Source organism: Kosakonia oryziphila, from assembly GCF_900094795.1.
In the GTDB taxonomy this organism is placed as follows: Bacteria; Pseudomonadota; Gammaproteobacteria; order Enterobacterales; family Enterobacteriaceae; genus Kosakonia; species Kosakonia oryziphila.
In genome coordinates this window covers 46,421-69,501 of sequence record NZ_FMBC01000024.1, presented here as the reverse complement: position 1 = coordinate 69,501, position 23,081 = coordinate 46,421, and the positions used below count along the sequence as shown (strand labels likewise).

The following is a 23,081-nucleotide window of genomic DNA, read 5'->3' as shown; positions in this document are numbered from 1 at the left end:
CCTGACCCCATGCCGAACTCAGAAGTGAAACGCCGTAGCGCCGATGGTAGTGTGGGGTCTCCCCATGCGAGAGTAGGGAACTGCCAGGCATCAAAAAAAGCAAAAGGCCCTGTCGAAAGACAGGGCCTTTTGCTTTATCTGTTGTTTACTCATAAACATCATCATCCTGATGAGGATAAATTGTCGGGTACGTTGAACGTTGCGCTGCAACAACGTCTTGTAAAGCCCCTAACATCAGAACGAGAGCGATAAAATCTATGGTCACCCCCATTTTTGCAACACAGATTTTGATTTATGGTGGGCTTGCGTAAATCTATTCGGCGTCTGGTGAGCACTGATGCCCGCGCCACGATGAGTTCCGCGCCTGCCGAACCTTAAAAGGCCGTCGGCTTCATAGAGCCATTTTTTATGTCAGGTTCATCAGCAGGCCGATATGCCGTTCATGTCATCAATTATCTGTTGTCGCAAAACCAGAAAGTAACGTGTTAATTAACTGAGCTGACGAGTTTTTCGTTGGCTCTTTTTGTTTGCTGAACGCCGCCTGATGGGCCGTCACCGCCCAGGCTATCCGCGCCAGTTTATTCGCCAGGGCGCACGCCACCACGTTCGAATGATGGCTGGCAAGCTGCTTTGTAACCCACTCTGCCAGACGCCGTATCACGGCAATACCGCGCGGCAGACTGACGCCGAATTCCAGTCAAAATGCGTGTATCTGATTGGTGGTTTTGACGCGTTGGCGTATCAGGGAGTCACGGACCCGGTGTAGGGCCGCCATTGCCTGCTGGTCTTCCGTGCGGGGTTGTACAAAGCGCATGGAAGGTCGGGAAGCTGCCTCGCAGATAGCTTCTGCATCAACAAAATCGTTTTTGTTACTCTTGACAAAAGGGCGAACGAACTGCGGAGAAATCAGCTTTGCCCGATGGCCTAAATCCGCTATGCGCCGCGCCATAAAGTGAGCCCCGCCACAGGACTCCATTACCACGGTCGCCGGCTTACAGGAACTGAGGAAATGAATAAGCTGACTACGGGAAAACTTTTTACGTAACAGTGCATGACCTTTTTCGTCCTGACTGTGTACGTGGAAGGAATGTTTACCGAGATCGATACCAATAAGCGTAACGTTTTGCATGATGGTTCCCTCTGAAATAAAACACCCTGCCAGCGTACCGCTCACAGGGTGGGGGTGACCATCTCATTAGGCCACCTGTGGGTGGCCCTGGAACACAGCGATAACAATCAGTGGATAACTTGCGACAGGAAAGCGCGGGTACGTTCTGATTTCGGGTTCGCAAAGAACTCTTCAGGCGGCGCCTGCTCAACAATCTCACCGCGATCCATAAAGATCACGCGATCAGCGACGGTGCGGGCAAAGCCCATTTCATGGGTTACGCACAGCATCGTCATACCAGATTGTGCCAGGCCAATCATCGTATCCAGTACTTCTTTCACCATTTCCGGATCCAGCGCTGACGTGGGTTCATCAAATAGCATGATCTTTGGTTTCATGCATAGAGAGCGGGCAATCGCTACACGCTGTTGCTGACCACCCGAAATCTGTCCGGGAAATTTGTGCGCATGCTCGGCAATACGCACGCGCTCAAGATAATGCATTGCCAGCGCTTCAGCCTCCTTCTTCGGCATTTTACGCACCCAAATCGGTGCCAGCGTACAGTTCTGTAATACAGTGAGATGCGGAAACAGATTGAAGTGCTGGAAAACCATGCCCACTTCCTGGCGAACCTTTTCAATATTGCGGATATCTTCGTTCAGCTCGATACCATCAACAACGATACGGCCCTGCTGATGCTCTTCCAGGTGGTTGATACAACGGATAGTCGTTGATTTCCCTGAACCGGAAGGGCCACAGAGTACGATACGTTCACCCTGCTTAACGTTCAGATTGATGTCCTTAAGGACATGGAACTGCCCGTACCATTTGTTCACATTATCGAGCGTAATCATCGCGTCGGCAGGTTGCATAATCATATTACTCATGGTGATCCTCAGTGCGGTGTACGCCCGGTGTTAAAGCGCTTTTCCAGGTGCTGGCTGTAGCGCGACATGCTAAAACAGAAAACCCAATAAACTAACGCGGCGAAAACATAGCCCTCAGTCGACATACCTAGCCATGCCGGATCGACTGTAGCCTGCTGCACGCTGCTGAAAAGATCGAACAGACCGATGATGATCACCAGGCTGGTATCTTTAAACAGCGCAATAATGGTGTTCACCAGGCCCGGGATCACCAGCTTCAGCGCCTGCGGCAGAATCACCAGCCCCTGCGTTTTCCAGTAACCCAGCGCCAGAGATTCTGCGGCTTCATACTGGCCTTTTGGCAGCGCCTGCAAACCACCGCGCACCACTTCCGCCACATAAGCAGACTGGAACAGGACCACGCCGACCAACGCGCGGATCAGCTTATCAATGCTGGTTCCTTCCGACATAAACAGCGGCAGCATGACCGAAGACATGAACAGAACAGTGATCAGTGGTACACCGCGCCAGAATTCGATAAACACCACCGACAGTACGCGCACGACTGGCATTTTTGAACGACGACCCAGCGCCAGCAAAATACCCAGCGGCAGCGCACCGGCAATACCAACAGAAGCGATAATTAACGTCAGCGTCAGGCCGCCCCACTGGCGGGTTTCAACGCGATCCAGTCCCAGAAAGCCGCCAAACATTAACCACCAGACAACGATTGGGTAGATAACAGCCCAGCAGGCAATGTAGCGGCCACGATACGGTAAAGCTTTCCAGAACATTGGCACAATTGAGAGCAGGCCGATAATCAGCGCCAGATTGATACGCCAACGCTGTTCATGCGGGTAGAGACCATACATAAACTGGCCAAAACGCTCATGAATAAACACCCAACAGGCACCCGCTTTTGTACAGTCCGCCCGGGTTGAACCCACCCAGTTAGCCTGGAAAAACACCCACTCCAGCAGAGGTGGGATCAGTTCCCACATCAGCCACAGGCACACGATTGTGAGCAACGAGTTCGACCAACTGGAGAACAGATTTTTTCGCACCCACATCACCGCGCCATTGTTTCTTGCAGGTATCTGGCGCGCAGAGGGAGACAGAATAGCTTTTGTCATCGTAATTCCTTAGCGCTCAATTAGTGCAATGCGACGGTTATAAATGTTCATCAGGAGCGAGATCGACAGACTGATAAGCAGATAAACGGACATGGTTATAGCAATGGTTTCAATGGCTTGACCGGTCTGGTTCAGCACCGTTCCTGCGAAGAGAGACACCATATCCGGGTAGCCGATAGCAGCCGCCAGAGATGAGTTTTTCGCAATGTTCAGATACTGGCTGGTTAGTGGTGGAATAATGACGCGCAATGCCTGAGGGATAATGACCTGGCGCAGTGTCACCGGATTCGGCAGCCCCAGAGAACGCGCGGCCTCATGCTGACCATGGGGAACAGACTGAATACCAGAGCGGATAATTTCGGCGATAAACGCTGAAGTATAGACGGATAACGCAATCGTCAGTGCCGCAAGTTCCGGGATCAGCACCATTCCGCCCTGGAAGTTAAAACCGCGCAGTTGCGGAACATCCCAGTGTAATGCTGCACCAAAAAACCAGTGCGTCATCAGCGGCAGCACAATAATCAGCCCCAGCGCAACCGGCCAGGTGCGACGCAACTGACCGGTCTTGATCTGGTGTGCTTTATTGAAACGAAGCAGAACGACAGAAATGATCACTGCTACGATAACAGCAGCAGCAAAGGCCAACAGACCTTCGCCCATTTGTGGTGAAGGAATATAAAGGCCACGGTTGCTCAAAAACAGTAAATCCATCGCGTTAACCGCTTGCCTCGGGCCGGGCAAATTCCGCAGTACAGCAAAGTACCAGAAAAAGATTTGCAGCAGCGGCGGGATATTGCGGAAGGTTTCGATATAAATCGTCGACAGTTTTCGCAGTAACCAGTTTTCTGACAGGCGCGCCAGACCAAGGAAGAAGCCGAGGAAAGAGGCGAATACAATACATAATGCCGATACCAGCAAGGTGTTAAGTAAACCGACAAGGAACACCCGGCCATAGGTGTCGCCCTGCTCATAATCAATCAAGTGCTGAACAATACCGAAACCAGCGGCGCGATCGAGGAACGCAAAGCCGGATGTGATCCCGCGATTGTTCAGGTTAGTAATAGTGTTGTGTACCAAATAGATTGCGATAACGACCACGGCGACAATCGCAAGGATTTGAAACAGCCAGGCACGAACCGCAGGGTTAGAAAGGGAAAAGGAGCCTTTCACGGTTGGGCGGCGATGGGACATAGCAAAAACCTCAGTAACCATGACTCTGGGCTGGGCACCACGCGAAGTGGTGCCCGTTACAGCACTTGCGAATTAACGCACTGGCGGAGCGTACTGGATACCGCCGTTATTCCAGAGGTTGTTCTGGCCACGTTTGATTTTCAGCGGGCTTTCAGAGCCTACGTTACGTTCAAACACTTCGGAGTAGTTACCGACTTTCTTGATGATGTTGTAAGCCCATTTATTATCAAGCTTCAGATCCTTACCAAAGTCGCCTTCTTTGCCCAACAGGTGAGCCATATCCGGTGTCGCCGGGTTTGCTGCTTTCTCATCAACGTTCTTCGAGTTAACGCCCATCTCTTCCGCATTCAGCATCGCGAACAGTGTCCAGCGTACGATGGCAAACCAGTCGTCGTCGCCACGGCGAACAACCGGGCCCAGCGGCTCTTTAGAAATCACTTCCGGCAGGACGATCCACTCAGCCGGGTTGCTCAGTTTAATGCGCAGCGCGTACAACTGAGACTGGTCGGAAGCCAACGTATCGCAACGGCCTGACTCCAGGGCTTTTGCCGATTCGTCAGAACGATCGAAAGTGACCGGGGTATATTTCATGTTGTTGGATTTGAAGTAATCCGCCACGTTCAGCTCGGTATCTGTACCGGCCTGAATGCAAACGGTTGCGCCATCCAGCTCTTTCGCGCTTTTCAGACCCGCTTTGTTATGGGTCAGGAAACCGATACCGTCGTAATAAGTTACGCCAGTAAATGACAGCCCCATGCCGCCATCACGGGAAGATGTCCAGGTAGTATTACGGGAAAGAATATCCACTTCGCCGGACTGCAAAGCGGTAAAACGCTCTTTCGCGGTCAGCGGGGTATATTTTACTTTGCTGTCGTCACCGAAAACGGCGGCGGCAACGCCACGGCAAACGTCTACGTCGATACCGGTGAATTTACCGCTCGCATCCGCGTAGGAGAAGCCAGGCAGGCCGTCGCTGATACCGCATTGTACAAAGCCTTTCTTTTTAACGGCATCCAGCGTTGTACCCGCATGCGCCTGATTTGCAAGAGCAAACAGCGCACCGGCAGCGACCAGGCTGGCGATCATCATCTTTTTCATAATGTATCCTGTGTGGCGAAAAATTTATCGTTATATAAGGCGTCCGTGAAACGCCTGAAACCTGTCTGTGGCAATGGCCATTCTCTTTTAAGCAAAGGGAATGCCAATATTGCGAATGACGTGTTTGAAAGGGGCGTATACGCAATATTGAGAGTGTAGACAGGAAAAAATAAAATAAACGCCTCGTAATGGTGCAAAAATACAACCTACGCCACAAAATGGAGCAAAAAAATCACAAAAATTACTTTTTGTTAACAAATGAGTTTCGCGGATGAATATAAGCAATATAGTGAATGGACAGAGTTTGTGAATCAGCTCACGAAGAAAGGGTGGATATATAAAAAACAGGGTGTTAATGCGCGGCGGTTAATCATTTATTTTTGAATAACAACAGGTATGAAATGCTGATCATTTACTGGCGAGAAAAAGAGTGCACCACAATAAATCAAAAGCGCGGTAAGCCGCGCTTTTGTCAATTTATCGGGTCAACGCCACGATGCCGAGCGTCAGACCAGCCAGCGCCGCTGCACCACCCGCAATCGCTCCGGCAGTTTCCCAGTTATCCTGAGTTGTCCCTTTCATACAGGTATTGGTATGTACCAGTCGGCCCTGATCGTCATACACTGGCACGCAAGGAGAATCATGAGCACAACCGGCAAGCAGTGTTGTCAGTAATGCTACAGCAATGAAGTTTTTCATAATGTTACCTCGAAATAAACACAACTCCCGATATCAATACTCGTGATATCTCTTCTGAGTTGATGGTGGTTATTTTACCACCCGGTAACGACGATTCCTTGGTGTAATAATCTCAATTTATGTGCCGTGTAAACATCATGGAGAGAAACGTGTAGCCGGGAAGGGAAAATGCAGAAAAGATGAAACGGACAATAAAAAAGATTAATGGCCAGCCGGGAACAGCATTGTGAAATTGACTGTGCACGAATAATAATCCAGTTTATCGTTCAGGTAGAATAAAAGCGCCGTTATGTGCTTTTATTTAACTACTTAATTATTCTCAGGAAAAATTATCCAGCGGGCTAAGTTTATTACCATAAGCCGTAATGAGTACACGTTTATGTGTAGCCAGCAGTGTAGCCAATTTGATAAAAAAGGCGCTTCCCCATGCCGAGTTGCGCCTTTTTATCAATACAACTGACTGATTCAGAATCAGTTCATGCCGTATTTTTTCAGTTTTTTACGCAGCGTGCCGCGGTTGATGCCCATCATCAGCGCCGCGCGGGTCTGATTACCACGGGTGTATTGCATCACCATGTCCAACAGTGGCTGTTCAACTTCAGCCAGTACCAGCTCATACAGGTCATTAACATCCTGACCATTTAGTTGAGCAAAATAGTTCTTCAGTGCCTGTTTTACCGAGTCACGGAGCGGTTTTTGGGTTACCTGATCCTGAGAGTTAACGGTAGAAACGGTCAGTACGTCAGAATTTACGCGTTGTTCGAACATAGTTCTGTCAGCTCTTTATTTCATTACGCAAGATTTTCGAAGTATGCCTCCAACGCCTCCAGCTGTTCGCTGGCATCCTCTATGGCGTTGAATGTGCGCCGAAACTGGTCATCTGGAGCGTGCTCCTGGAGATACCAGGAGACGTGTTTACGCGCAATTCGGTACCCTTTTGCCTGACCATAAAAGTCATGCAATTCCCGAACATGCGAACAAAGCAAGCGCTTAACCTCTGCCAGCGGCAGTGGGGCAAGCAGCTCCCCAGTGTCCAGATAATGCTGGATTTCCCGGAAGATCCAGGGTCTTCCCTGAGCGGCACGTCCTATCATCAGAGCATCAGCTCCCGTATAGTCGAGTACAGCTCTGGCTTTTAGCGGGTCAGTAATGTCGCCATTCGCGATAACCGGAATGGAAACTTTCTGCTTAACTGCCCGAATACTGTTGTACTCAGCTTCTCCATTGAACAAACAGGCGCGGGTGCGTCCATGAATGGTCAGAGCCTGAATGCCACATTCTTCGGCCAGTTGGGCAATTTCTACGCAGTTACGGTGTTCCGGAGCCCAGCCTGTGCGAATCTTCAGCGTAACAGGCACATCCACTGCATTCACTACCGAGGCCAGGATAGACTTCACCAGATCCGGGTACTGCAACAGAGCCGAGCCTGCCAGCTTGCGATTCACCTTTTTTGCCGGGCAACCCATATTGATATCAATAATCTGGGCGCCGCTTTCCACATTAATACGTGCGGCTTCCGCCATTTCATCAGGATCGCTCCCTGCAATTTGCACAGTGCGAATACCTGGTTCATCAATGTGCACCATCCGAAGGCGGGACTTATCGCTTTCCCAGACCTGCGGGTTAGACGACATCATCTCGGATACGGTTAAACCGGCTCCCATCTCGTAGCACAGCGTCCTGAACGGCCGGTCGGTAATACCTGCCATAGGGGCTGCGATCAGGCGATTTCTAAGCTGGTGGTGTCCGATGCGCATGAGTTAAGAAATGACCATACTGTGACTGCAAGGCGGCGTATATTACGCATTTTTTGCACGAGATGAAAGGCCAAACTTTGAGCAATCCTCTGTTGTAGATCAAGGAATAGCCACTCAATCTTCCCGTTGAAAATTATTCATCCTTTAAATCATTGAGTTACGCGTGAATAGTTATTTTATGGAAGCTTACAATTTCCCGTAACTTCTCACCATATTCTGAATAAATACATCCTCTGAGCGGGATAATCTGCTTTTTTTAGCAGCAGACTTCCCCTCTTTTTTGCGATCTGAGTCGCATTTAGAGCATGATCGTAATGTGAAAGCTGCGCGTTATTCGACCACAACGCGACCATGCAGAGACTGTACCGGTCGGTTATTATCGTGATGCATTGTATGGGTGAATTTCTCAAGCTGTTCTGCTGAAACAGTCAGGGGGTGCTTAAGCACAATCCAGGTGACACCTTCAGAGCACGGTGGGGTGGTCAGTGAGCCGCTGAAGCGCCAGTAAGTTTTATCTTTCGGCAACAGTTTATTCAGGTTCAGATCCTGCTTGATGGTGACATTCTGCTCAGCCTGCTGAGGCATAACGCTCCACAGTTTTTCCAGCTCCGGGGCCGCGGCGCCTTTATCGAACATGACCGCAACCACCACCAACTCCCCATCGGCATTTTTATGGACCAGGTGCATTTCCATCGCGTATTTCTTGCCATGCACGGTGTTTTCACTCGGCGTGTGGAAATGGAACTGTTGTAATATCCAGGATTGCTTATCCAGAGTGATGGAATCGCGGGTGTCAGCCTGTTCACTTGCCTGAATGGTATGGCCATTGTTTGTCAACGTCACAGGGCCATCAATATAGTGCGTTTCCAGCGGGGATAGATGGGTGTTTGCGGTCGAATCAATATTAATAGGCGACTGGTTCATTCCGCTTTGACAGGTCTTGTACGCCTCATCCAGCTCGCCCCAGTGTTCTGGTGAACCTTCTCCTTCGTAGCCCCAGTGTGATGCGAATGCTGAAGCCGAGATCATGCTTAGCGCCAGCAGCGCTGTCTTGCCAGTAACATGTTTCATCATATTCTTCCGGTGAATTTTCGTCAGACAAATCCATACGATTTGTCTGGTTATATTACCGGAGAATTGTCAGGGGAGAGAGGATTATTGCGCTGAAAGAGGCATGGTCAGATGACCATGCCCAAATGCTTATTTTTTACAACCGGTAATACGGCACCACTCTTCTTTCTCGACCACCGGATCGAGCGTGAAGAGTTCAGCATAAGCCTCGCAGACGCTATCTGCCTGGCTGGCGAGGATACCGGAAAGCCCCAGCAGGCCACCCTCAACGGGCAGTACGCTGATTAGTGGTGCCAGTTCCCGCAGAGGTCCAGCCAGGATATTAGCGACCACCACATCGGCTTTCATCGCTTCAGGCTGTGCCTCTGGCAGATACAGATCCAGACGATCGGAGACACCGTTACGTTCGGCATTGTCACGGCTTGCCTGGATCGCCTGCGGATCGATATCAATGCCGATCGCCTTTGCAGCACCCAGTTTCAGCGCCGCGATCGCCAGGATCCCCGAGCCGCAGCCAAAGTCGATCACTGTCTTGCCGTTCAGATCGAGGCTGTCCAGCCATTGCAGGCACAGCGCTGTCGTTGGATGAGTGCCGGTGCCGAACGCCAGACCTGGATCGAGCATCACGTTGACCGCGTTTTCGTCCGGTACATCGCGCCAGCTTGGGCAGATCCATAACCGCTCGCCAAAGCGCATCGGATGGAAGTTATCCATCCATTCGCGCTCCCAGTCTTTATCTTCCAGTTGCTCGATTTTATGGGGGAAGCCTTCGCCCAGCAGTGGGTGCTGCGCAAGCTGGGCGACCACATCGGTCATCTCTGTTTCGGCGTCAAACAGGCCGATAACGTCGGTATCACCCCACAGGCGAGTTTCACCTGGCAATGGTTCAAACACGGGTGTGTCGTGCGTATCCTGGAACGTAATGGATACCGCACCCGCTTCCATCAAAGCATCGCTCAGATCTTCAGCATTTGCGCCGGTGGTGTTCAGTTTAAGTTGGATCCATGGCATGTCGTAACTCTTCATTCATTAACAGAAACAGTCGGAGCCTGCGGTGTTGGTTGACCAAAACGGTTCCCAACGACGAAGGCCAGCAAACTTAACAGCAACGAGGGCACAATCGGATGAAAGCCCAGGTACTGAATATTAAACGTGGCAAGAACGGCATACAGTACCCCGCCCGTGACCATGGCGCTCAATGCGCCAGCAGCATTCGCCCGCTCCCAGTACAACCCCAAAACCAGCGGCCACAGAAATACCGCTTCCAGACCGCCAAACGCTAGCAGGTTTAACCAGATAATCATTTCTGGCGGGCGCCATGCCGCCAGCATCATCAGCACGCCGAGTACCAGGGTTGTCACGGTGGAGATCCGTTTTAAACGCGGTTCATGACGAATTTTAGTCGGCTGGGCGCTCAACCACAGATCTTTGATGATCGTGGCCGAAGCCTGCAATAAATGCGCATTGACGTTCGACATGATCGCCGCCATCGGCGCAGCAAGAAACAGCCCGGCAGCCCAGGGGGGTAAAACTTCAACCATTAACGTTGGGATCACCTGATCTGGTACTGAAAGATGCGGCAACACGGCGCGGCCGAGAGCGCCAGCGAGATGCATTCCCAGCATTAACAACGCGATGACAATAGTGCCGATAACAATGCCGCGATGAACAGATTTGCTATCTTTATAGGAAATACAGCGAACGGCGGTATGCGGCAAACCAATCACACCAAAACAGACCAGCACCCAGAATGAGGTCATAAATGCAGGTGAAAGGATATCGTGGGCGCCTTGCGGACTTACCAGTTGCGGATCAATCTGTTGCAGCGTCTCCACCGCACTGTGTAGCCCACCAGCGGCATGGATCACGCCGATCAACAGTACCAACGTGCCAATCAACATCACCATACCCTGCATCGTATCATTGAGTACGCTGGCACGAAAACCGCCAAAGGCGGTGTACAGCGCAATGGTGATGCCAAAGATCAGCAAGCCAGATTCGTACTTGATCCCGGCGGCAGTCTCCAGCAGACGCGCACCGCCGATGAATTGCACGGCAATGGCACCGACAAAGGCAACCAGCAGAGTAAGGCTGGCGATCCACACAACCGCACGGTTCTGGTAGCGAGCCATCAGCATATCGTTCAGCGTAATCGCATTGTAACGACGCGCCAGAATGGCAAACTTTTTGCCGAGGATACCCAAAGAGAGCCAGATGGTCGGCACTTGGATCATCGCCAGTAATACCCAGCCGAGGCCAAATTTATAGGCCGCGCCTGGTCCGCCGATAAATGAACTGGCGCTGACATAGGTTGCCGTCAGCGTCATTGCCAGCACAAAACCGCCCATCGAGCGGCTGCCGAGGAAGTATTCACTGAGGAACGCGCCTTTGCTGCGCTGGCGCATAGCATAGAAGGAGAGGCCGAATACTACGATCAGGTAGATAACCAGTACGGCGATAATTTCACTCTGCATCGTTATCCTCCAGCGGAATATCACGGAAGATAAAGTGCACCATTGCCCAGCACAGCAGCACAAAGACCAGCGGCGTCAACAGACAGGCCAGTTCAAACCAGCGCGGCAGGCCGGTGAATCCCTGCTCTGTACCTGGTAGGTAAGCGCACACTAACCATGCAGCAAGATAAAGAAGGGTCAGCCACAGCGCCCAGCGGGCTTCTTTGTGGGCCTGAACAAAACGATTGTCCATTTTTTTCCCTTGTGGATGAAGAAAGCGGGGATTGTACCCTATGGAAAAGATGAGGGGAGAGAAAAAGAAAAAAGGCCGGAAAATCCGGCCTCTTGCGCTGATTGCAGATTATTTTTCCTGCAAGCCGAGTTTTTTCTCCAGGTAGTGGATGTTGGTGCCACCGTGCTGGAAATTCTCGTCGTTCATGATGCGGGTCTGCAAATCCACGTTGGTTTTGATACCGTCGATTATCAGTTCCTGCAACGCATTCTTCATGCGCGCAATCGCCACATCGCGGCTCTCACCGTAGCAGATCAGTTTGCCGATCATGGAGTCGTAATACGGCGGCACGGTATAGCCGGCGTAAATGTGCGATTCCCAGCGAACGCCAAAACCACCCGGCGCGTGGAAGCGCGTGATTTTACCCGGGCTTGGCAGGAAGGTGTTCGGATCTTCGGCGTTGATACGGCATTCCACCGCATGGCCTCTGACCACAACTTCATCCTGCTTAATGGAGAGCGGCTGACCGGCTGCAATACGCAGCTGCTCTTTGATCAAGTCAACACCGGTGATCATCTCGGTAACCGGGTGCTCAACCTGAATACGGGTGTTCATTTCAATGAAGTAGAACTCGCCATTTTCAAACAGAAACTCGAACGTACCCGCTCCGCGATAACCGATATCGACACAGGCTTTGGCGCAGCGTTCGCCGATATAGCGACGCAGTTCCGGGGTAATGCCCGGCGCTGGCGCTTCTTCGACCACTTTCTGGTGACGGCGCTGCATGGAGCAGTCGCGCTCGGCCAGATAGATGGCGTTGCCCTGGCCGTCTGCCAGTACCTGGATCTCGATGTGGCGAGGATTTTCCAGGTATTTCTCCATATATACCATGTCGTTGTTGAAAGCGGCTTTCGCTTCCGCACGTGTCATGGCGATGGACTGCGCCAGGTCGGCATCTTTGCGCACAACGCGCATGCCGCGACCGCCGCCGCCGCCGGAGGCCTTGATAATTACCGGATAACCGATACGTTTAGCATGTGTGCGGTTAACGTCGTTATCATCGCCGAGCGGGCCATCAGAACCCGGAACGGTCGGTACGCCGGCTTTCTTCATGGCAGTAATCGCGGACACTTTGTCGCCCATCAGGCGAATGGTGTCGGCCTTCGGGCCGATAAAGATAAAGCCGGAGCGTTCAACCTGCTCAGCAAAGTTGGCATTCTCTGAAAGGAAGCCGTAACCCGGGTGAATCGCCACGGCACCGGTGATTTCGGCAGCAGAGATGATCGCCGGGATGTTCAGATAGCTTTTCACGGACGGTGCCGGACCGATACAAACCGTTTCGTCCGCCAGCAGTACGTGTTTTAAATCGCGATCCGCGGTGGAGTGCACAGCGACAGTCTTGATGCCCAGCTCTTTACAGGCACGAAGAATACGCAGTGCGATCTCGCCGCGGTTAGCGATAACAATTTTATCCAGCATGTGCGCCTCGTTATTCGATGACGACCAGCGGCTCGTCAAATTCAACCGGTTGGCCACTTTCCACCAGAATGGCTTTCACCACGCCTGCTTTATCTGCTTCGATCTGGTTCATCATTTTCATGGCTTCAACGATGCACAGGGTGTCGCCCACGTTGACTTTCTGGCCGATTTCGATAAACGCTTTTGCGTCCGGGCTCGGAGTGCGATAGAAGGTTCCAACCATCGGGGAACGTACGATGTGGCCACTGATTTCTGCGGCAGCAGCAGGTGCTTCCGTAGCGGTTGCGGCTGGTACGACAGCGGCTGCCAGTGCAGGCTGAGCTACCGGCGCAGCATAAGCCTGCATCATCGGGTAACCAGCATTCGGCGCGCTGCGGCTGATGCGAACAGACTCTTCGCCTTCAGAAATTTCCAGTTCGGAGATGCCTGATTCTTCAACCAGCTCGATCAGTTTTTTAATCTTACGAATATCCATGAGTGGGTTCCGTACTCTTGTTTAGTGTGTTTGTGACAGGCGTTTTACCGCTGTCTGTAAAGCGTATGTATAACCATCGGCGCCTAATCCACAGATAACGCCGACAGCGATATCGGAGAGATAAGAGTGATGTCTGAATGGCTCGCGCGCATGGACATTACTCAGATGGATCTCGATAAACGGGATATCCACCGCCAGCAACGCATCACGAATCGCGACGCTAGTATGCGTAAAAGCGGCCGGATTGATCAGGATGAAGTCCACAGTGTCTTTTGCCTGATGAATACGGTCGATCAACGCAAACTCGGCGTTCGACTGAAAATGCGTGAGCGTGACGTTTAGCGCTTCCGCTTCATTTGTTAAACGGTTAACAATCTGCTGCAGGGTGAGCGAACCGTAAGTTTTGGGTTCACGGGTTCCCAGCATATTCAGATTGGGGCCGTTTAAAAGCAAAATACGCAATTTGTCCGCCATTGTGCTGCTATCTCCTGCAATTTTCCGGTAAAAAACAAAATATACCTTGGTTGCATGGTTGTCACGTTGTTAAAGGCTGAAAGCCCTGCCGTGAAAACCAAAGTGGCACATTATAACGATTTCGTAGCATTTGGCAGCAAAATACTGGTCTTATCAGGGAAGATTATTCACCACCTGGCTGATATATGGGTGCCAAGGATAATAGATTTGCGGGAAACTGCACAGATTGTTGCATTAACGCCACCATTGGCGGAACTTCTTGTAACGCCATGCCAGGAACACGATCGCGGCAGCGGCGTACAGGAGCGGCTGCGGAGAGAGAATCTTTACAGACCAAAGATAGTGAATTGGGGCGAGGATCGCCACCAGATAGATGAAGTTATGTAATTGTTGCCAGCGCTTGCCCATTTTGCGCTGTGCCCACTGCGTTGATGTGGCTGCCAGCGCCAGCAAAATCAGCCAGCTTACGGCTCCCAGCGTTAAATAAGGACGCGTAGCCAGCTCCTGACCGAGCAGCGTCAGATTATTGATACCAAGCTCCAGCAGCGTATAGCTGGTCAGATGAAGGGTCGCCCAGGCAAAACACCACAGCCCGAGCAGTCGCCGTGTGCGGATCAATAAAGGTTGTTTCGCATAACGCGCCAGCGGTGTTATCAACAGCGTCGCCAGCAGGAATTTCAGCGCCATTCTGCCGGTAAAGTGCTGAATATCCTTGGCCGGATCGGCGCTGAAGTAGCCCTGATTTGCCGCCCAGAACAGCCAGAGAAAAGGCAACAGACCCGCCAGATGTAAAGCGACTTTAAGCCAGGTAACCTGTTTTGCCGTTAAACGCACTCAAAAATTCTCCCGTAGATCCAACCCGTGATAAAGCGAAGCCACTTCTTCAGCGTAGCCGTTAAACAGTAATGTTGGCTGTCGTTTTACATCAAGCGCACCGCCGGAACCAATAAAGCGCTCTGTTGCTTGTGACCAGCGCGGGTGATCCACATGCGGATTCACGTTAGCGTAAAAACCATATTCGTCTGGTGCGGCGAGGTTCCAGGTGGTGGGGGGCCGTTTACTGGTGAGCTTAATGCTGACGATTGATTTAATGCCTTTAAAACCATACTTCCACGGTACGGTCAGCCGAATTGGCGCGCCATTTTGCGGCGGTAACGCTTTGCCGTAGACGCCCACCGTCAACAGCGTTAACGGATGCATTGCTTCATCTATACGTAGGGCTTCGACATAGGGGTATTTCAAGCCACCGCCGATAAACCGATCTTTTTGCCCCGGCATCTCTTCCGGTGCGTAACGCGTTTCGAAAGCGACATATTTTGCGTTGCTGGTGGGTTCGACCAACGCCAACAGCTTATGCAGCGGGAAACCAATCCACGGCACGACCATCGACCACGCCTCGACACAACGCATGCGATAAATACGCTCTTCTAGTGGGAAGCGCGACGTCAGCGCTGCGTGATCGAGGGTTAACGGTTTCGCTACTTCGCCATCAATGGTCAGTGTCCAGGGATCGGTTTTCATCTCCCCGGCGTTAGCTGCGGGATCGGCTTTATCCAGACCAAATTCATAAAAGTTATTGTAGCCAGTGACCTTATCTTCCGGTGTTAACGTAAGTTTAGCTTGCCACTGCGCTGGCTGGCTGAAATCGAGGGGTTTTCCTGCGGGGGCTTTCGGACGGTCATGACCTTTAAACCAATCCAGCAGATCCGCCTGCGCCATCGGCGACAAACTTAGCGTCATCGCGCCAATACCCAGCATTTTTAGCACCTGGCGGCGCTGTAACATAAATACGGATTCAGCAGTTACGTCGGCTTCAGTCAGTTTTTTCTTCATTGCATCCTCCGCGAATTTTTTTAATAAGCATGGTGTAAGCGATGCGATAGTGCGAGTGGGAGTGTGTTACCAAACATTGGGGGGCATTTACCGAAAACAATAATCCATATGATTGCTGATTGGAAAAATATCTATGAGGACTATACTCGCAGGGGTAAAACGGCCCAGGATTTTTCTAACTTTACTCCTGACTCTTCCATATCACGGTTAGATTTGAAAGTTAGTGCTTACTTTTTAAGAAACTTTGGGTCGGTATCGTCTTTTCCTTTAATACAACGGAGTTAACACAGGGATGCGATTAACGACGAAATTTTCCGCTTTTGTGACGCTGCTGACCGCGTTGGCGATTTTCATCACGCTGATTGGCTGCTCACTGAGCTTTTATAATGCCATACAAGACAAAGTCGCTAACCGTGTGGCAGCGGTCGCAGCGGTTGTGGATACCCGCCTGATATCTACTCCTGTTAACCGGCTTTCTCGTCAGTTTGATGAGCTGATGGTACCGCTGGATATCATTAAAATTGAGATCAAGCAGGGGAAGAAAACCCTGCTCAGTTATGTGCACAACGGCAGCTACCGTCCGGCAGGCAGTAGTTTGCAGACCCATGAACTGCTCATTCCTGCACTGAAAAACCCCGGTCTCACGATTTCGCTTATCTATCAGGATCCGATGGCCAACTACTTTCGTTCTCTGGTCAATTCGGCGCCGTTGACTGTCGCGATCGGTTTTATGATCGTCATTATCTTTCTTGCTGTTCGCTGGCTGCGTCGTCAGCTTTCCGGACAGGAACTGCTGGAAGGTCGAGCGACGCGGATCCTTAATGGCGAGCGAGGCCCGCAGGTTCGCGGCAGCATCTACGAGTGGCCATCACGCACCAGCAGCGCGCTCGATGTGCTGCTGACCGATATCCAGTTCGCCAGCGATCAGCGCAGCCGGATGGATACGCTGATCCGCTCTTATGCGGCGCAAGATACACGTACCGGCCTGAACAACCGTCTGTTTTTTGATAACCAACTGGCGACCTTGCTGGAAGATCAGGAAAAAGTAGGTTCACACGGGGTCGTAATGATGATCCGCCTGCCAGATTTCGATCTCATGCGCGAGAACTGGGGGCTGAATACGGCGGCGGAAGAGTATTTTTTCACCCTCATCAACTTACTTTCCACTTTTATTATGCGTTACCCAGGCGCGCTGCTGGCACGTTATCAACGCAGCGATTTTGCCGTGCTGTTGCCACACCGAACATTAAAGGAAGCGGAAAGTATCGCCGGGCAGCTCCTGAAATCTGTTGATGGGCTGCCGCATAGTAAGGCACAAAACCGCGAAGATATTATGCACATTGGTGTTTGTGCATGGCGTAGCGGCCAGTCAACGGAACAAGTGATGGAGCATGCGGAAGCTGCGACGCGTAATGCGGTATTGCAGGGGGGTAACAGCTGGTCGGTTTATGATGATTCATTACCCGAGCAAGGGCGTGGCAATGTGCGCTGGCGGACGCTGATAGAACAGATGCTGAGCCGGGGGGGGCCGCGCGTTTATCAGAAACCCGCCGTCAATCGCGACGGGCTGGTGCATCACCGTGAACTGATGTGCCGTATTTTCGATGGTGAACAGGAGGTGATCGCCGAAGAATATATGCCGATGGTGTTCCAGTTTGGGCTCTCCGAAGAGTATGACCGCCAGCAGATCACTCGTCTTATTCCTTTTCTGAGGTTCTGGCCGGAAGAAAATCTGGCAATGCAGGTGACAGTTCAGTCTCTGGTACGCCCGCGTTTTCAACGCTGGCTGCGCGACACATTAATGGAATGCGAAAAATCTCAACGTAAACGGATTATTTTTGAACTTGCTGAGGCTGATGTTTGTCAACATATCAGCCGGTTACAGTCGGTGGTGCGATTAATTAACGCTCTGGGCGCGCGCGTAGCGGTGGTGCAGGCGGGTCTGACGTTGGTGAGCACCAGTTGGATTAAAGTGTTGGATGTGGAGTTATTAAAGCTGCATCCGGGACTGGTCAGGAACATTGAAAAGCGTACCGAAAATCAGTTGCTGGTTCAGAGTCTTGTGGAGGCGTGCAAAGGTACACGGACACGCGTTTTTGCGACTGGCGTTCGTGCACGGGCTGAATGGCAGACGTTGGTGGAGCGGGGCGTTGTCGGGGGGCAGGGCGATTTTTTCGCATCTTCTCAACCGCTCGATACCAATGTGAAAAAATATTCGCAAAGATACTCGGTTTGAACTGCTGTTTGAGTCGTTTTCACGTAGAATAATGCGCGCTGTCATTTTTGGGGGTGTGCTTGTCTGCCCGCTGGATTGCGACAGTAATGAAAAGCCGGTTTGACCTTTGAAATAACGCAAAAGCAATACGCCGGAACAGAGGTTTTTTTTCTGCTTCCGATGGAAGACGTGTCGTTTTGCAACAAAGGAAACAAACTGCACTAATTTTCACCGTAGCAGATGATTCTTGCGCCTTGTCGCTGCTGCGTGTGGTTGGTAAAGTAAGCGGATTTTGTATCCGCCCCAGCTTTCAGGATTATCCCTTAGTATGTTGAAAAAATTTCGTGGCATGTTTTCCAATGACCTGTCCATTGACCTGGGTACCGCGAATACCCTGATTTATGTAAAAGGACAAGGCATCGTATTGAATGAGCCGTCCGTGGTGGCCATTCGTCAGGATCGTGCCGGTTCACCGAAAAGTGTGGCCGCAGTAGGTCATGAAGCGAAACAGATGCTTGGGCGTACACCGGGCAACATCGCGGCGATTCGTCCGATGAAAGATGGCGTTATTGCTGACTTCTTCGTGACCGAAAAAATGTTGCAGCACTTTATTAAACAAGTGCACAGCAACAGCTTTATGCGTCCAAGCCCGCGTGTGCTGGTTTGTGTGCCGGTTGGCGCGACCCAGGTTGAACGCCGAGCGATTCGTGAATCTGCACAGGGTGCAGGCGCACGTGAAGTCTTCCTGATTGAAGAGCCGATGGCGGCCGCAATCGGTGCAGGCTTGCCGGTATCTGAAGCGACCGGTTCTATGGTTGTGGATATTGGTGGTGGTACCACGGAAGTTGCGGTTATCTCTCTTAACGGCGTGGTTTACTCCTCTTCCGTGCGTATTGGCGGCGATCGCTTCGACGAAGCGATCATCAATTATGTCCGTCGTAACTACGGCTCCCTGATTGGTGAAGCAACCGCTGAACGTATCAAACACGAAATCGGCTCTGCTTACCCGGGAGACGAAGTGCGTGAAATCGAAGTGCGTGGCCGTAACCTGGCCGAAGGCGTACCGCGCGGTTTTACCCTGAATTCCAACGAAATCCTGGAAGCATTGCAGGAACCGCTGACCGGTATTGTTAGCGCCGTGATGGTTGCCCTGGAACAGTGCCCGCCGGAACTGGCTTCCGATATCTCCGAACGCGGTATGGTATTGACCGGTGGTGGTGCGCTGCTGCGTAACCTCGATCGCCTGCTGATGGAAGAGACCGGTATTCCTGTTGTGGTTGCAGAAGATCCACTGACCTGTGTAGCGCGTGGTGGCGGCAAGGCGCTGGAAATGATCGACATGCACGGCGGCGATTTGTTCAGCGAAGAATAGTCCGCGTCAGAACCGGAGTGATTCGCTCCGGTTCTGTCTGGCCTGAGAATACGCAAAGCCTATGAAGCCAATTTTTAGCCGTGGCCCGTCGCTACAGATTCGCCTTTTTCTGGCGGTTTTGGTGGCGCTTGGAGTCATCATTGCCGACAGCCGCCTCGGTACGTTCAGCCAGATCAGAACGTACATGGATACTGCCGTCAGTCCCTTCTATTTTATTTCCAACGGTCCCCGTGAATTACTCGATAGCGTGTCGCAAACGTTGGCATCGCGCGACCAACTCGAGCTTGAAAATCGGGCGTTGCGTCAGGAACTGCTACTGAAAAACAGCGAACTGCTGATGTTAGGGCAGTACAAACAGGAGAACGCGCGCCTGCGGGAACTGCTGGGATCGCCACTGCGTCAGGATGAGCAGAAGATGGTGACCCAGGTGATTTCGACGGTGAACGATCCGTACAGCGATCAGGTTGTGATCGATAAGGGCAGCGCGAACGGCGTTTACGAAGGCCAACCGGTGATCAGCGACAAAGGCGTCGTCGGTCAGGTAGTCGCCGTAGCGAAACTGACCAGCCGTGTGCTGCTGATTTGCGATGCGACGCATGCGCTGCCGATTCAGGTTCTGCGTAACGATATCCGCGTGATTGCCGCTGGCAACGGTTGTACCGATGATCTGCAACTGGAACACCTGCCCGCAAACACCGATATTCGCGTGGGCGATGTGCTGGTTACTTCCGGCCTTGGTGGTCGTTTCCCTGAAGGATATCCGGTTGCCGTTGTTTCATCGGTGAAACTGGATACGCAGCGTGCGTACACGGTGATTCAGGCGCGTCCGACGGCGGGCCTGCAACGTTTACGTTATCTGTTGCTGCTGTGGGGCGCGGATCGTAACGGTACCAATCCACGGACGCCGGAAGATGTGCATCGCGTGGCGAATGAACGTCTGCTGCAAATGATGCCTCAGGTTCTGCCTTCACCTGACGTGATGGGGCCGCCTGCGCCGATGCCTGCTCCGGCAACCGGTATTACACAGCCGCCGCCGCAACTCTCTCCGGGAGGGCAATAGTGGCAAGTTACCGTAGCCAGGGGCGCTGGGTTATCTGGCTCTCGTTTTTCATTGCTCTGTTGCTTCAAATCATGCCCTGGCCGGACGACATTATTGTTTACCGGCCAAATTGGGTGCTGCTTATTCTGCTTTACTGGATCCTGGCGCTCCCGCATCGCGTAAATGTCGGTACGGGTTTCGCTATGGGTGCCATACTGGATCTGATTAGCGGATCCACCCTGGGTGTTCGTGCGTTGTCATTAAGCATTGTCGCCTATCTGGTTGCACTGAAATTTCAGTTATTCCGTAATCTGGCGCTCTGGCAACAGGCGCTGGTGGTAATGTTGTTGTCGTTGGCGACCGAAGTGATTGTTTTCTGGGCTGAGTTCCTGGTAATTAACGTTTCGTTCAAGCCTAACATTTTCTGGAGCAGCCTCGTAAATGGCGTGCTTTGGCCGTGGCTCTTCCTGTTAATGCGTAAGATCCGCCAGCAGTTTGCGGTGCAATAAAGGTTGTTATGACAGATATCTGGCTCGCTTCCGGCTCTCCCCGTCGTCAGGAACTGCTCACTCAATTAGGTGTGGCTTTCGAACGTATCGTTCCGGGAATTGAAGAACAACGCCAGCCGCAGGAGAACGCGCGGCAGTATGTTCTGCGCCTCGCACGTGAGAAGGCGCTGGCGGGCGTAGCGATGGCGCCTCGCGATTTGCCGGTGTTAGGTGCGGACACGATTGTGATATTTAATGGTGAAGTGCTTGAAAAACCGAAAGACTCCTTTCATGCTGCCAGTATGTTACGTTTGCTTTCCGGGCAAACACACCAGGTCATGACCGCTGTGGTGCTGGCCGATCGCCAGCATCTGCTCGATTGTCTGGTGGAAACAGAAGTGACCTTCAGAGTGTTATCAGAAAAGGATATTGCCGCCTACGTCGAAAGCAAAGAACCGCTGGATAAAGCTGGCGCGTACGGCATTCAGGGTCTGGGTGGGTGTTTCGTCAGGAAAATTAACGGTAGTTATCATGCCGTTGTGGGTTTACCGCTGGTGGAAACCTGGGAATTGCTGAGCAATTTTAACGCACTGCGTGAAGGGAGAAATAATCATGACGGCTGAATTGTTGGTCAACGTTACACCATCGGAAACACGCGTCGCCTATATTGACGGCGGTATTCTTCAGGAAATTCACATCGAGCGCGAAGCACGGCGCGGGATAGTAGGCAATATCTACAAAGGTCGTGTCAGCAGGGTACTTCCAGGTATGCAGGCGGCTTTTGTAGATATTGGCCTGGAAAAGGCGGCGTTTCTACACGCCTCCGACATTATGCCGCATACCGAATGCGTCGCCGGCGAAGAGCAGAAAAACTTCACCGTTCGCGATATCTCCGAACTGGTTCGCCAGGGGCAGGATCTGATGGTGCAGGTGGTCAAAGATCCTCTCGGCACCAAAGGCGCTCGCCTCACCACAGATATTACGCTACCGTCCCGCTATCTGGTGTTTATGCCGGGTGCGGCGCACGTTGGCGTTTCCCAGCGTATTGAAAGTGAAGCCGAACGCGAGCGCCTGAAGCAGGTGGTGGCCCGCTACTGCGATGAGCAGGGCGGCTTTATTATTCGTACTGCTGCCGAAGGTGTGTGCGAAGAGGATCTCTCTTCTGATGCCGCTTATCTTAAGCGTGTCTGGACGAAAGTGATGGAGCGCAAGAAACGCCAGCAGACGCGCTGTAAACTCTATGGCGAATTGGCGCTGGCGCAGCGTGTACTGCGCGACTTTGCCGATGCGCATCTGGATCGTATCCGCGTTGATTCGAGATTGACCTTTGAGGCGTTGCTTGAGTTTACGGCCGAATACATTCCGGAAATGACCAGCAAACTGGAACATTACAGCGGTCGCCAGCCGATCTTCGATCTCTACGATGTGGAAAACGAAATTCAGCGCGCGCTGGAGCGCAAGGTCGAACTGAAATCTGGTGGCTATCTGATCATCGATCAAACCGAAGCGATGACCACTGTCGATATTAATACAGGCGCATTTGTTGGACATCGTAACCTCGACGACACCATCTTCAACACCAACATCGAAGCCACTCAGGCGATCGCCCGGCAGCTACGGTTACGTAATCTTGGCGGCATTATCATCATTGATTTTATTGATATGAATAATGAGGATCACCGCCGTCGCGTGCTGCATTCGCTGGAACAGGCGCTGAGCAAAGATCGGGTGAAAACCAGTATCAACGGTTTTTCCCAGCTTGGGCTGGTAGAGATGACCCGCAAACGCACGCGCGAGAGCGTGGAGCACGTCCTGTGTAACGAATGTCCCACTTGTCATGGCCGGGGAACGGTAAAAACCGTGGAAACTGTGTGCTATGAGATCATGCGCGAGATCGTTCGCGTCCACCATGCCTACGATTCCGATCGCTTCCTGGTCTATGCTTCACCTGCGGTAGCGGAAACCCTGAAAGGTGAAGAGTCGCATGCGCTGGCCGAAGTGGAAATCTTCGTCGGCAAGCAGGTAAAAGTGCAAATCGAGCCGCTCTATAATCAGGAGCAGTTTGACGTAGTCATGATGTAATGCGCAGCGTGCTGAG

At 51.9% G+C, this 23,081-nt stretch carries 23 protein-coding genes, 1 rRNA gene and 1 pseudogene; 8 read left to right on the top strand and 17 right to left on the bottom strand.

Features of this window, described 5'->3' with window-relative positions; translation table 11 throughout:
* Both rrf and GA0061070_RS25985 read left to right on the top strand, forming a co-directional pair.
* A 5S ribosomal RNA gene (gene rrf / locus GA0061070_RS13005) occupies window positions 1-89 on the top strand; the annotation flags it as partial.
* A 434-nt stretch (window positions 90-523) separates the two neighbouring features.
* Complete coding sequence (locus GA0061070_RS25985; RefSeq protein WP_425256056.1) at window positions 524-766, top strand: hypothetical protein; 243 nt, start codon at window positions 524-526, stop codon at window positions 764-766.
* Here the strand turns inward: GA0061070_RS25985 and GA0061070_RS25980 are convergent.
* The 17 genes and pseudogenes from GA0061070_RS25980 to msrP form a co-directional block, all read right to left on the bottom strand.
* A pseudogene (locus GA0061070_RS25980) lies at window positions 701-1,129 on the bottom strand (IS110 family RNA-guided transposase); the annotation flags it as partial. The gene GA0061070_RS25985 and the pseudogene GA0061070_RS25980 sit on opposite strands and share 66 nt — an antisense overlap.
* A gap of 107 nt (window positions 1,130-1,236) precedes the next feature.
* The gene (locus GA0061070_RS12995) at window positions 1,237-1,995 is read right to left on the bottom strand and encodes an amino acid ABC transporter ATP-binding protein (protein ID WP_007369845.1); all 759 of its coding nucleotides are present in this window, start codon (window positions 1,993-1,995) and stop codon (window positions 1,237-1,239) included.
* A gap of 8 nt (window positions 1,996-2,003) precedes the next feature.
* On the bottom strand, window positions 2,004-3,107 hold the full coding sequence (locus tag GA0061070_RS12990; RefSeq protein ID WP_090136531.1) for an amino acid ABC transporter permease: 1,104 nt from the start codon (window positions 3,105-3,107) through the stop codon (window positions 2,004-2,006).
* Window positions 3,108-3,116: 9 nt separating this feature from the next.
* Window positions 3,117-4,298 (bottom strand): amino acid ABC transporter permease, encoded by a 1,182-nt coding sequence (locus tag GA0061070_RS12985; protein WP_090136530.1) that lies wholly within the window; start codon window positions 4,296-4,298, stop codon window positions 3,117-3,119.
* A gap of 72 nt (window positions 4,299-4,370) precedes the next feature.
* A complete protein-coding gene (locus GA0061070_RS12980; RefSeq protein WP_090136529.1) occupies window positions 4,371-5,396 on the bottom strand; it encodes an amino acid ABC transporter substrate-binding protein in 1,026 nt (341 codons plus the stop codon).
* Between the two features lie 477 nt (window positions 5,397-5,873).
* The gene (locus GA0061070_RS12975; RefSeq protein WP_035888016.1) at window positions 5,874-6,095 is read right to left on the bottom strand and encodes a putative periplasmic lipoprotein; all 222 of its coding nucleotides are present in this window, start codon (window positions 6,093-6,095) and stop codon (window positions 5,874-5,876) included.
* A 471-nt stretch (window positions 6,096-6,566) separates the two neighbouring features.
* Entirely contained in the window at window positions 6,567-6,863 is a 297-nt protein-coding gene (gene fis / locus GA0061070_RS12970; RefSeq protein ID WP_000462905.1) for a DNA-binding transcriptional regulator Fis, read from the bottom strand.
* A 23-nt stretch (window positions 6,864-6,886) separates the two neighbouring features.
* On the bottom strand, window positions 6,887-7,852 hold the full coding sequence (dusB, locus tag GA0061070_RS12965; RefSeq protein ID WP_090136528.1) for a tRNA dihydrouridine synthase DusB: 966 nt from the start codon (window positions 7,850-7,852) through the stop codon (window positions 6,887-6,889).
* A 330-nt stretch (window positions 7,853-8,182) separates the two neighbouring features.
* The gene (locus tag GA0061070_RS12960) at window positions 8,183-8,923 is read right to left on the bottom strand and encodes a carbonic anhydrase (RefSeq protein ID WP_090136527.1); all 741 of its coding nucleotides are present in this window, start codon (window positions 8,921-8,923) and stop codon (window positions 8,183-8,185) included.
* Window positions 8,924-9,052: 129 nt separating this feature from the next.
* On the bottom strand, window positions 9,053-9,934 hold the full coding sequence (gene prmA / locus GA0061070_RS12955; protein ID WP_090136526.1) for a 50S ribosomal protein L11 methyltransferase: 882 nt from the start codon (window positions 9,932-9,934) through the stop codon (window positions 9,053-9,055).
* 11 nt (window positions 9,935-9,945) lie between these two features.
* Complete coding sequence (panF, locus tag GA0061070_RS12950; RefSeq protein WP_090136525.1) at window positions 9,946-11,397, bottom strand: sodium/pantothenate symporter; 1,452 nt, start codon at window positions 11,395-11,397, stop codon at window positions 9,946-9,948.
* Entirely contained in the window at window positions 11,387-11,629 is a 243-nt protein-coding gene (locus tag GA0061070_RS12945; RefSeq protein ID WP_090136524.1) for a YhdT family protein, read from the bottom strand. Before GA0061070_RS12945 ends, panF begins: the two co-directional genes overlap by 11 nt.
* Window positions 11,630-11,737: 108 nt before the next feature.
* The gene (gene accC, locus GA0061070_RS12940; RefSeq protein ID WP_090136523.1) at window positions 11,738-13,087 is read right to left on the bottom strand and encodes an acetyl-CoA carboxylase biotin carboxylase subunit; all 1,350 of its coding nucleotides are present in this window, start codon (window positions 13,085-13,087) and stop codon (window positions 11,738-11,740) included.
* A 10-nt stretch (window positions 13,088-13,097) separates the two neighbouring features.
* A complete protein-coding gene (gene accB, locus GA0061070_RS12935; protein ID WP_090136522.1) occupies window positions 13,098-13,562 on the bottom strand; it encodes an acetyl-CoA carboxylase biotin carboxyl carrier protein in 465 nt (154 codons plus the stop codon).
* A gap of 21 nt (window positions 13,563-13,583) precedes the next feature.
* Window positions 13,584-14,036, bottom strand: coding sequence for a type II 3-dehydroquinate dehydratase (gene aroQ / locus GA0061070_RS12930; RefSeq protein WP_090136521.1), 453 nt, complete (start codon window positions 14,034-14,036; stop codon window positions 13,584-13,586).
* A gap of 234 nt (window positions 14,037-14,270) precedes the next feature.
* Window positions 14,271-14,870, bottom strand: a complete 600-nt coding sequence (gene msrQ, locus GA0061070_RS12925) for a protein-methionine-sulfoxide reductase heme-binding subunit MsrQ (RefSeq protein ID WP_090136520.1) — start codon at window positions 14,868-14,870, stop codon at window positions 14,271-14,273.
* Window positions 14,871-15,869 (bottom strand): protein-methionine-sulfoxide reductase catalytic subunit MsrP, encoded by a 999-nt coding sequence (msrP, locus tag GA0061070_RS12920; protein WP_090136519.1) that lies wholly within the window; start codon window positions 15,867-15,869, stop codon window positions 14,871-14,873.
* A 292-nt stretch (window positions 15,870-16,161) separates the two neighbouring features.
* On the opposite strand from msrP, the gene csrD reads away from it, so the two are divergent.
* The 6 genes from csrD to rng all read left to right on the top strand — a co-directional run bounded on the left by csrD (window position 16,162) and on the right by rng (window position 23,065).
* Window positions 16,162-18,105 carry an RNase E specificity factor CsrD gene (csrD, locus tag GA0061070_RS12915; protein WP_090136518.1) on the top strand — a complete coding sequence of 648 codons (1,944 nt, stop codon included), beginning with the start codon at window positions 16,162-16,164 and terminating at the stop codon, window positions 18,103-18,105.
* Between the two features lie 307 nt (window positions 18,106-18,412).
* Window positions 18,413-19,456 carry a rod shape-determining protein MreB gene (mreB, locus tag GA0061070_RS12905; RefSeq protein ID WP_006818047.1) on the top strand — a complete coding sequence of 348 codons (1,044 nt, stop codon included), beginning with the start codon at window positions 18,413-18,415 and terminating at the stop codon, window positions 19,454-19,456.
* 61 nt (window positions 19,457-19,517) lie between these two features.
* Window positions 19,518-20,516, top strand: a complete 999-nt coding sequence (gene mreC, locus GA0061070_RS12900) for a rod shape-determining protein MreC (RefSeq protein WP_007369863.1) — start codon at window positions 19,518-19,520, stop codon at window positions 20,514-20,516.
* Entirely contained in the window at window positions 20,516-21,004 is a 489-nt protein-coding gene (gene mreD, locus GA0061070_RS12895; protein ID WP_090136517.1) for a rod shape-determining protein MreD, read from the top strand. Before mreC ends, mreD begins: the two co-directional genes overlap by 1 nt.
* An 8-nt stretch (window positions 21,005-21,012) precedes the next feature.
* On the top strand, window positions 21,013-21,606 hold the full coding sequence (locus tag GA0061070_RS12890; protein WP_090136516.1) for a Maf family protein: 594 nt from the start codon (window positions 21,013-21,015) through the stop codon (window positions 21,604-21,606).
* A complete protein-coding gene (gene rng / locus GA0061070_RS12885) occupies window positions 21,596-23,065 on the top strand; it encodes a ribonuclease G (RefSeq protein WP_090136515.1) in 1,470 nt (489 codons plus the stop codon). The genes GA0061070_RS12890 and rng overlap by 11 nt, the downstream gene beginning before the upstream one ends.
* The last annotated feature ends 16 nt before the right edge of the window (window positions 23,066-23,081 follow it).

What these genes read in the sequence shown, in the direction of transcription:
- GA0061070_RS12995 (WP_007369845.1), bottom strand. Translation starts at nt 1,995, where the DNA reads ATGAGTAATATGATTATGCAACCTGCCGACGCGATGATTACGCTCGAT.
- GA0061070_RS12990 (WP_090136531.1), bottom strand. Translation starts at nt 3,107, where the DNA reads ATGACAAAAGCTATTCTGTCTCCCTCTGCGCGCCAGATACCTGCAAGA.
- GA0061070_RS12985 (WP_090136530.1), bottom strand. Translation starts at nt 4,298, where the DNA reads ATGTCCCATCGCCGCCCAACCGTGAAAGGCTCCTTTTCCCTTTCTAAC.
- GA0061070_RS12980 (WP_090136529.1), bottom strand. Translation starts at nt 5,396, where the DNA reads ATGAAAAAGATGATGATCGCCAGCCTGGTCGCTGCCGGTGCGCTGTTT.
- GA0061070_RS12975 (WP_035888016.1), bottom strand. Translation starts at nt 6,095, where the DNA reads ATGAAAAACTTCATTGCTGTAGCATTACTGACAACACTGCTTGCCGGT.
- fis (WP_000462905.1), bottom strand. Translation starts at nt 6,863, where the DNA reads ATGTTCGAACAACGCGTAAATTCTGACGTACTGACCGTTTCTACCGTT.
- dusB (WP_090136528.1), bottom strand. Translation starts at nt 7,852, where the DNA reads ATGCGCATCGGACACCACCAGCTTAGAAATCGCCTGATCGCAGCCCCT.
- GA0061070_RS12960 (WP_090136527.1), bottom strand. Translation starts at nt 8,923, where the DNA reads ATGAAACATGTTACTGGCAAGACAGCGCTGCTGGCGCTAAGCATGATC.
- prmA (WP_090136526.1), bottom strand. Translation starts at nt 9,934, where the DNA reads ATGCCATGGATCCAACTTAAACTGAACACCACCGGCGCAAATGCTGAA.
- panF (WP_090136525.1), bottom strand. Translation starts at nt 11,397, where the DNA reads ATGCAGAGTGAAATTATCGCCGTACTGGTTATCTACCTGATCGTAGTA.
- GA0061070_RS12945 (WP_090136524.1), bottom strand. Translation starts at nt 11,629, where the DNA reads ATGGACAATCGTTTTGTTCAGGCCCACAAAGAAGCCCGCTGGGCGCTG.
- accC (WP_090136523.1), bottom strand. Translation starts at nt 13,087, where the DNA reads ATGCTGGATAAAATTGTTATCGCTAACCGCGGCGAGATCGCACTGCGT.
- accB (WP_090136522.1), bottom strand. Translation starts at nt 13,562, where the DNA reads ATGGATATTCGTAAGATTAAAAAACTGATCGAGCTGGTTGAAGAATCA.
- aroQ (WP_090136521.1), bottom strand. Translation starts at nt 14,036, where the DNA reads ATGGCGGACAAATTGCGTATTTTGCTTTTAAACGGCCCCAATCTGAAT.
- msrP (WP_090136519.1), bottom strand. Translation starts at nt 15,869, where the DNA reads ATGAAGAAAAAACTGACTGAAGCCGACGTAACTGCTGAATCCGTATTT.
- csrD (WP_090136518.1), top strand. Translation starts at nt 16,162, where the DNA reads ATGCGATTAACGACGAAATTTTCCGCTTTTGTGACGCTGCTGACCGCG.
- mreB (WP_006818047.1), top strand. Translation starts at nt 18,413, where the DNA reads ATGTTGAAAAAATTTCGTGGCATGTTTTCCAATGACCTGTCCATTGAC.
- mreC (WP_007369863.1), top strand. Translation starts at nt 19,518, where the DNA reads ATGAAGCCAATTTTTAGCCGTGGCCCGTCGCTACAGATTCGCCTTTTT.
- GA0061070_RS12890 (WP_090136516.1), top strand. Translation starts at nt 21,013, where the DNA reads ATGACAGATATCTGGCTCGCTTCCGGCTCTCCCCGTCGTCAGGAACTG.
- rng (WP_090136515.1), top strand. Translation starts at nt 21,596, where the DNA reads ATGACGGCTGAATTGTTGGTCAACGTTACACCATCGGAAACACGCGTC.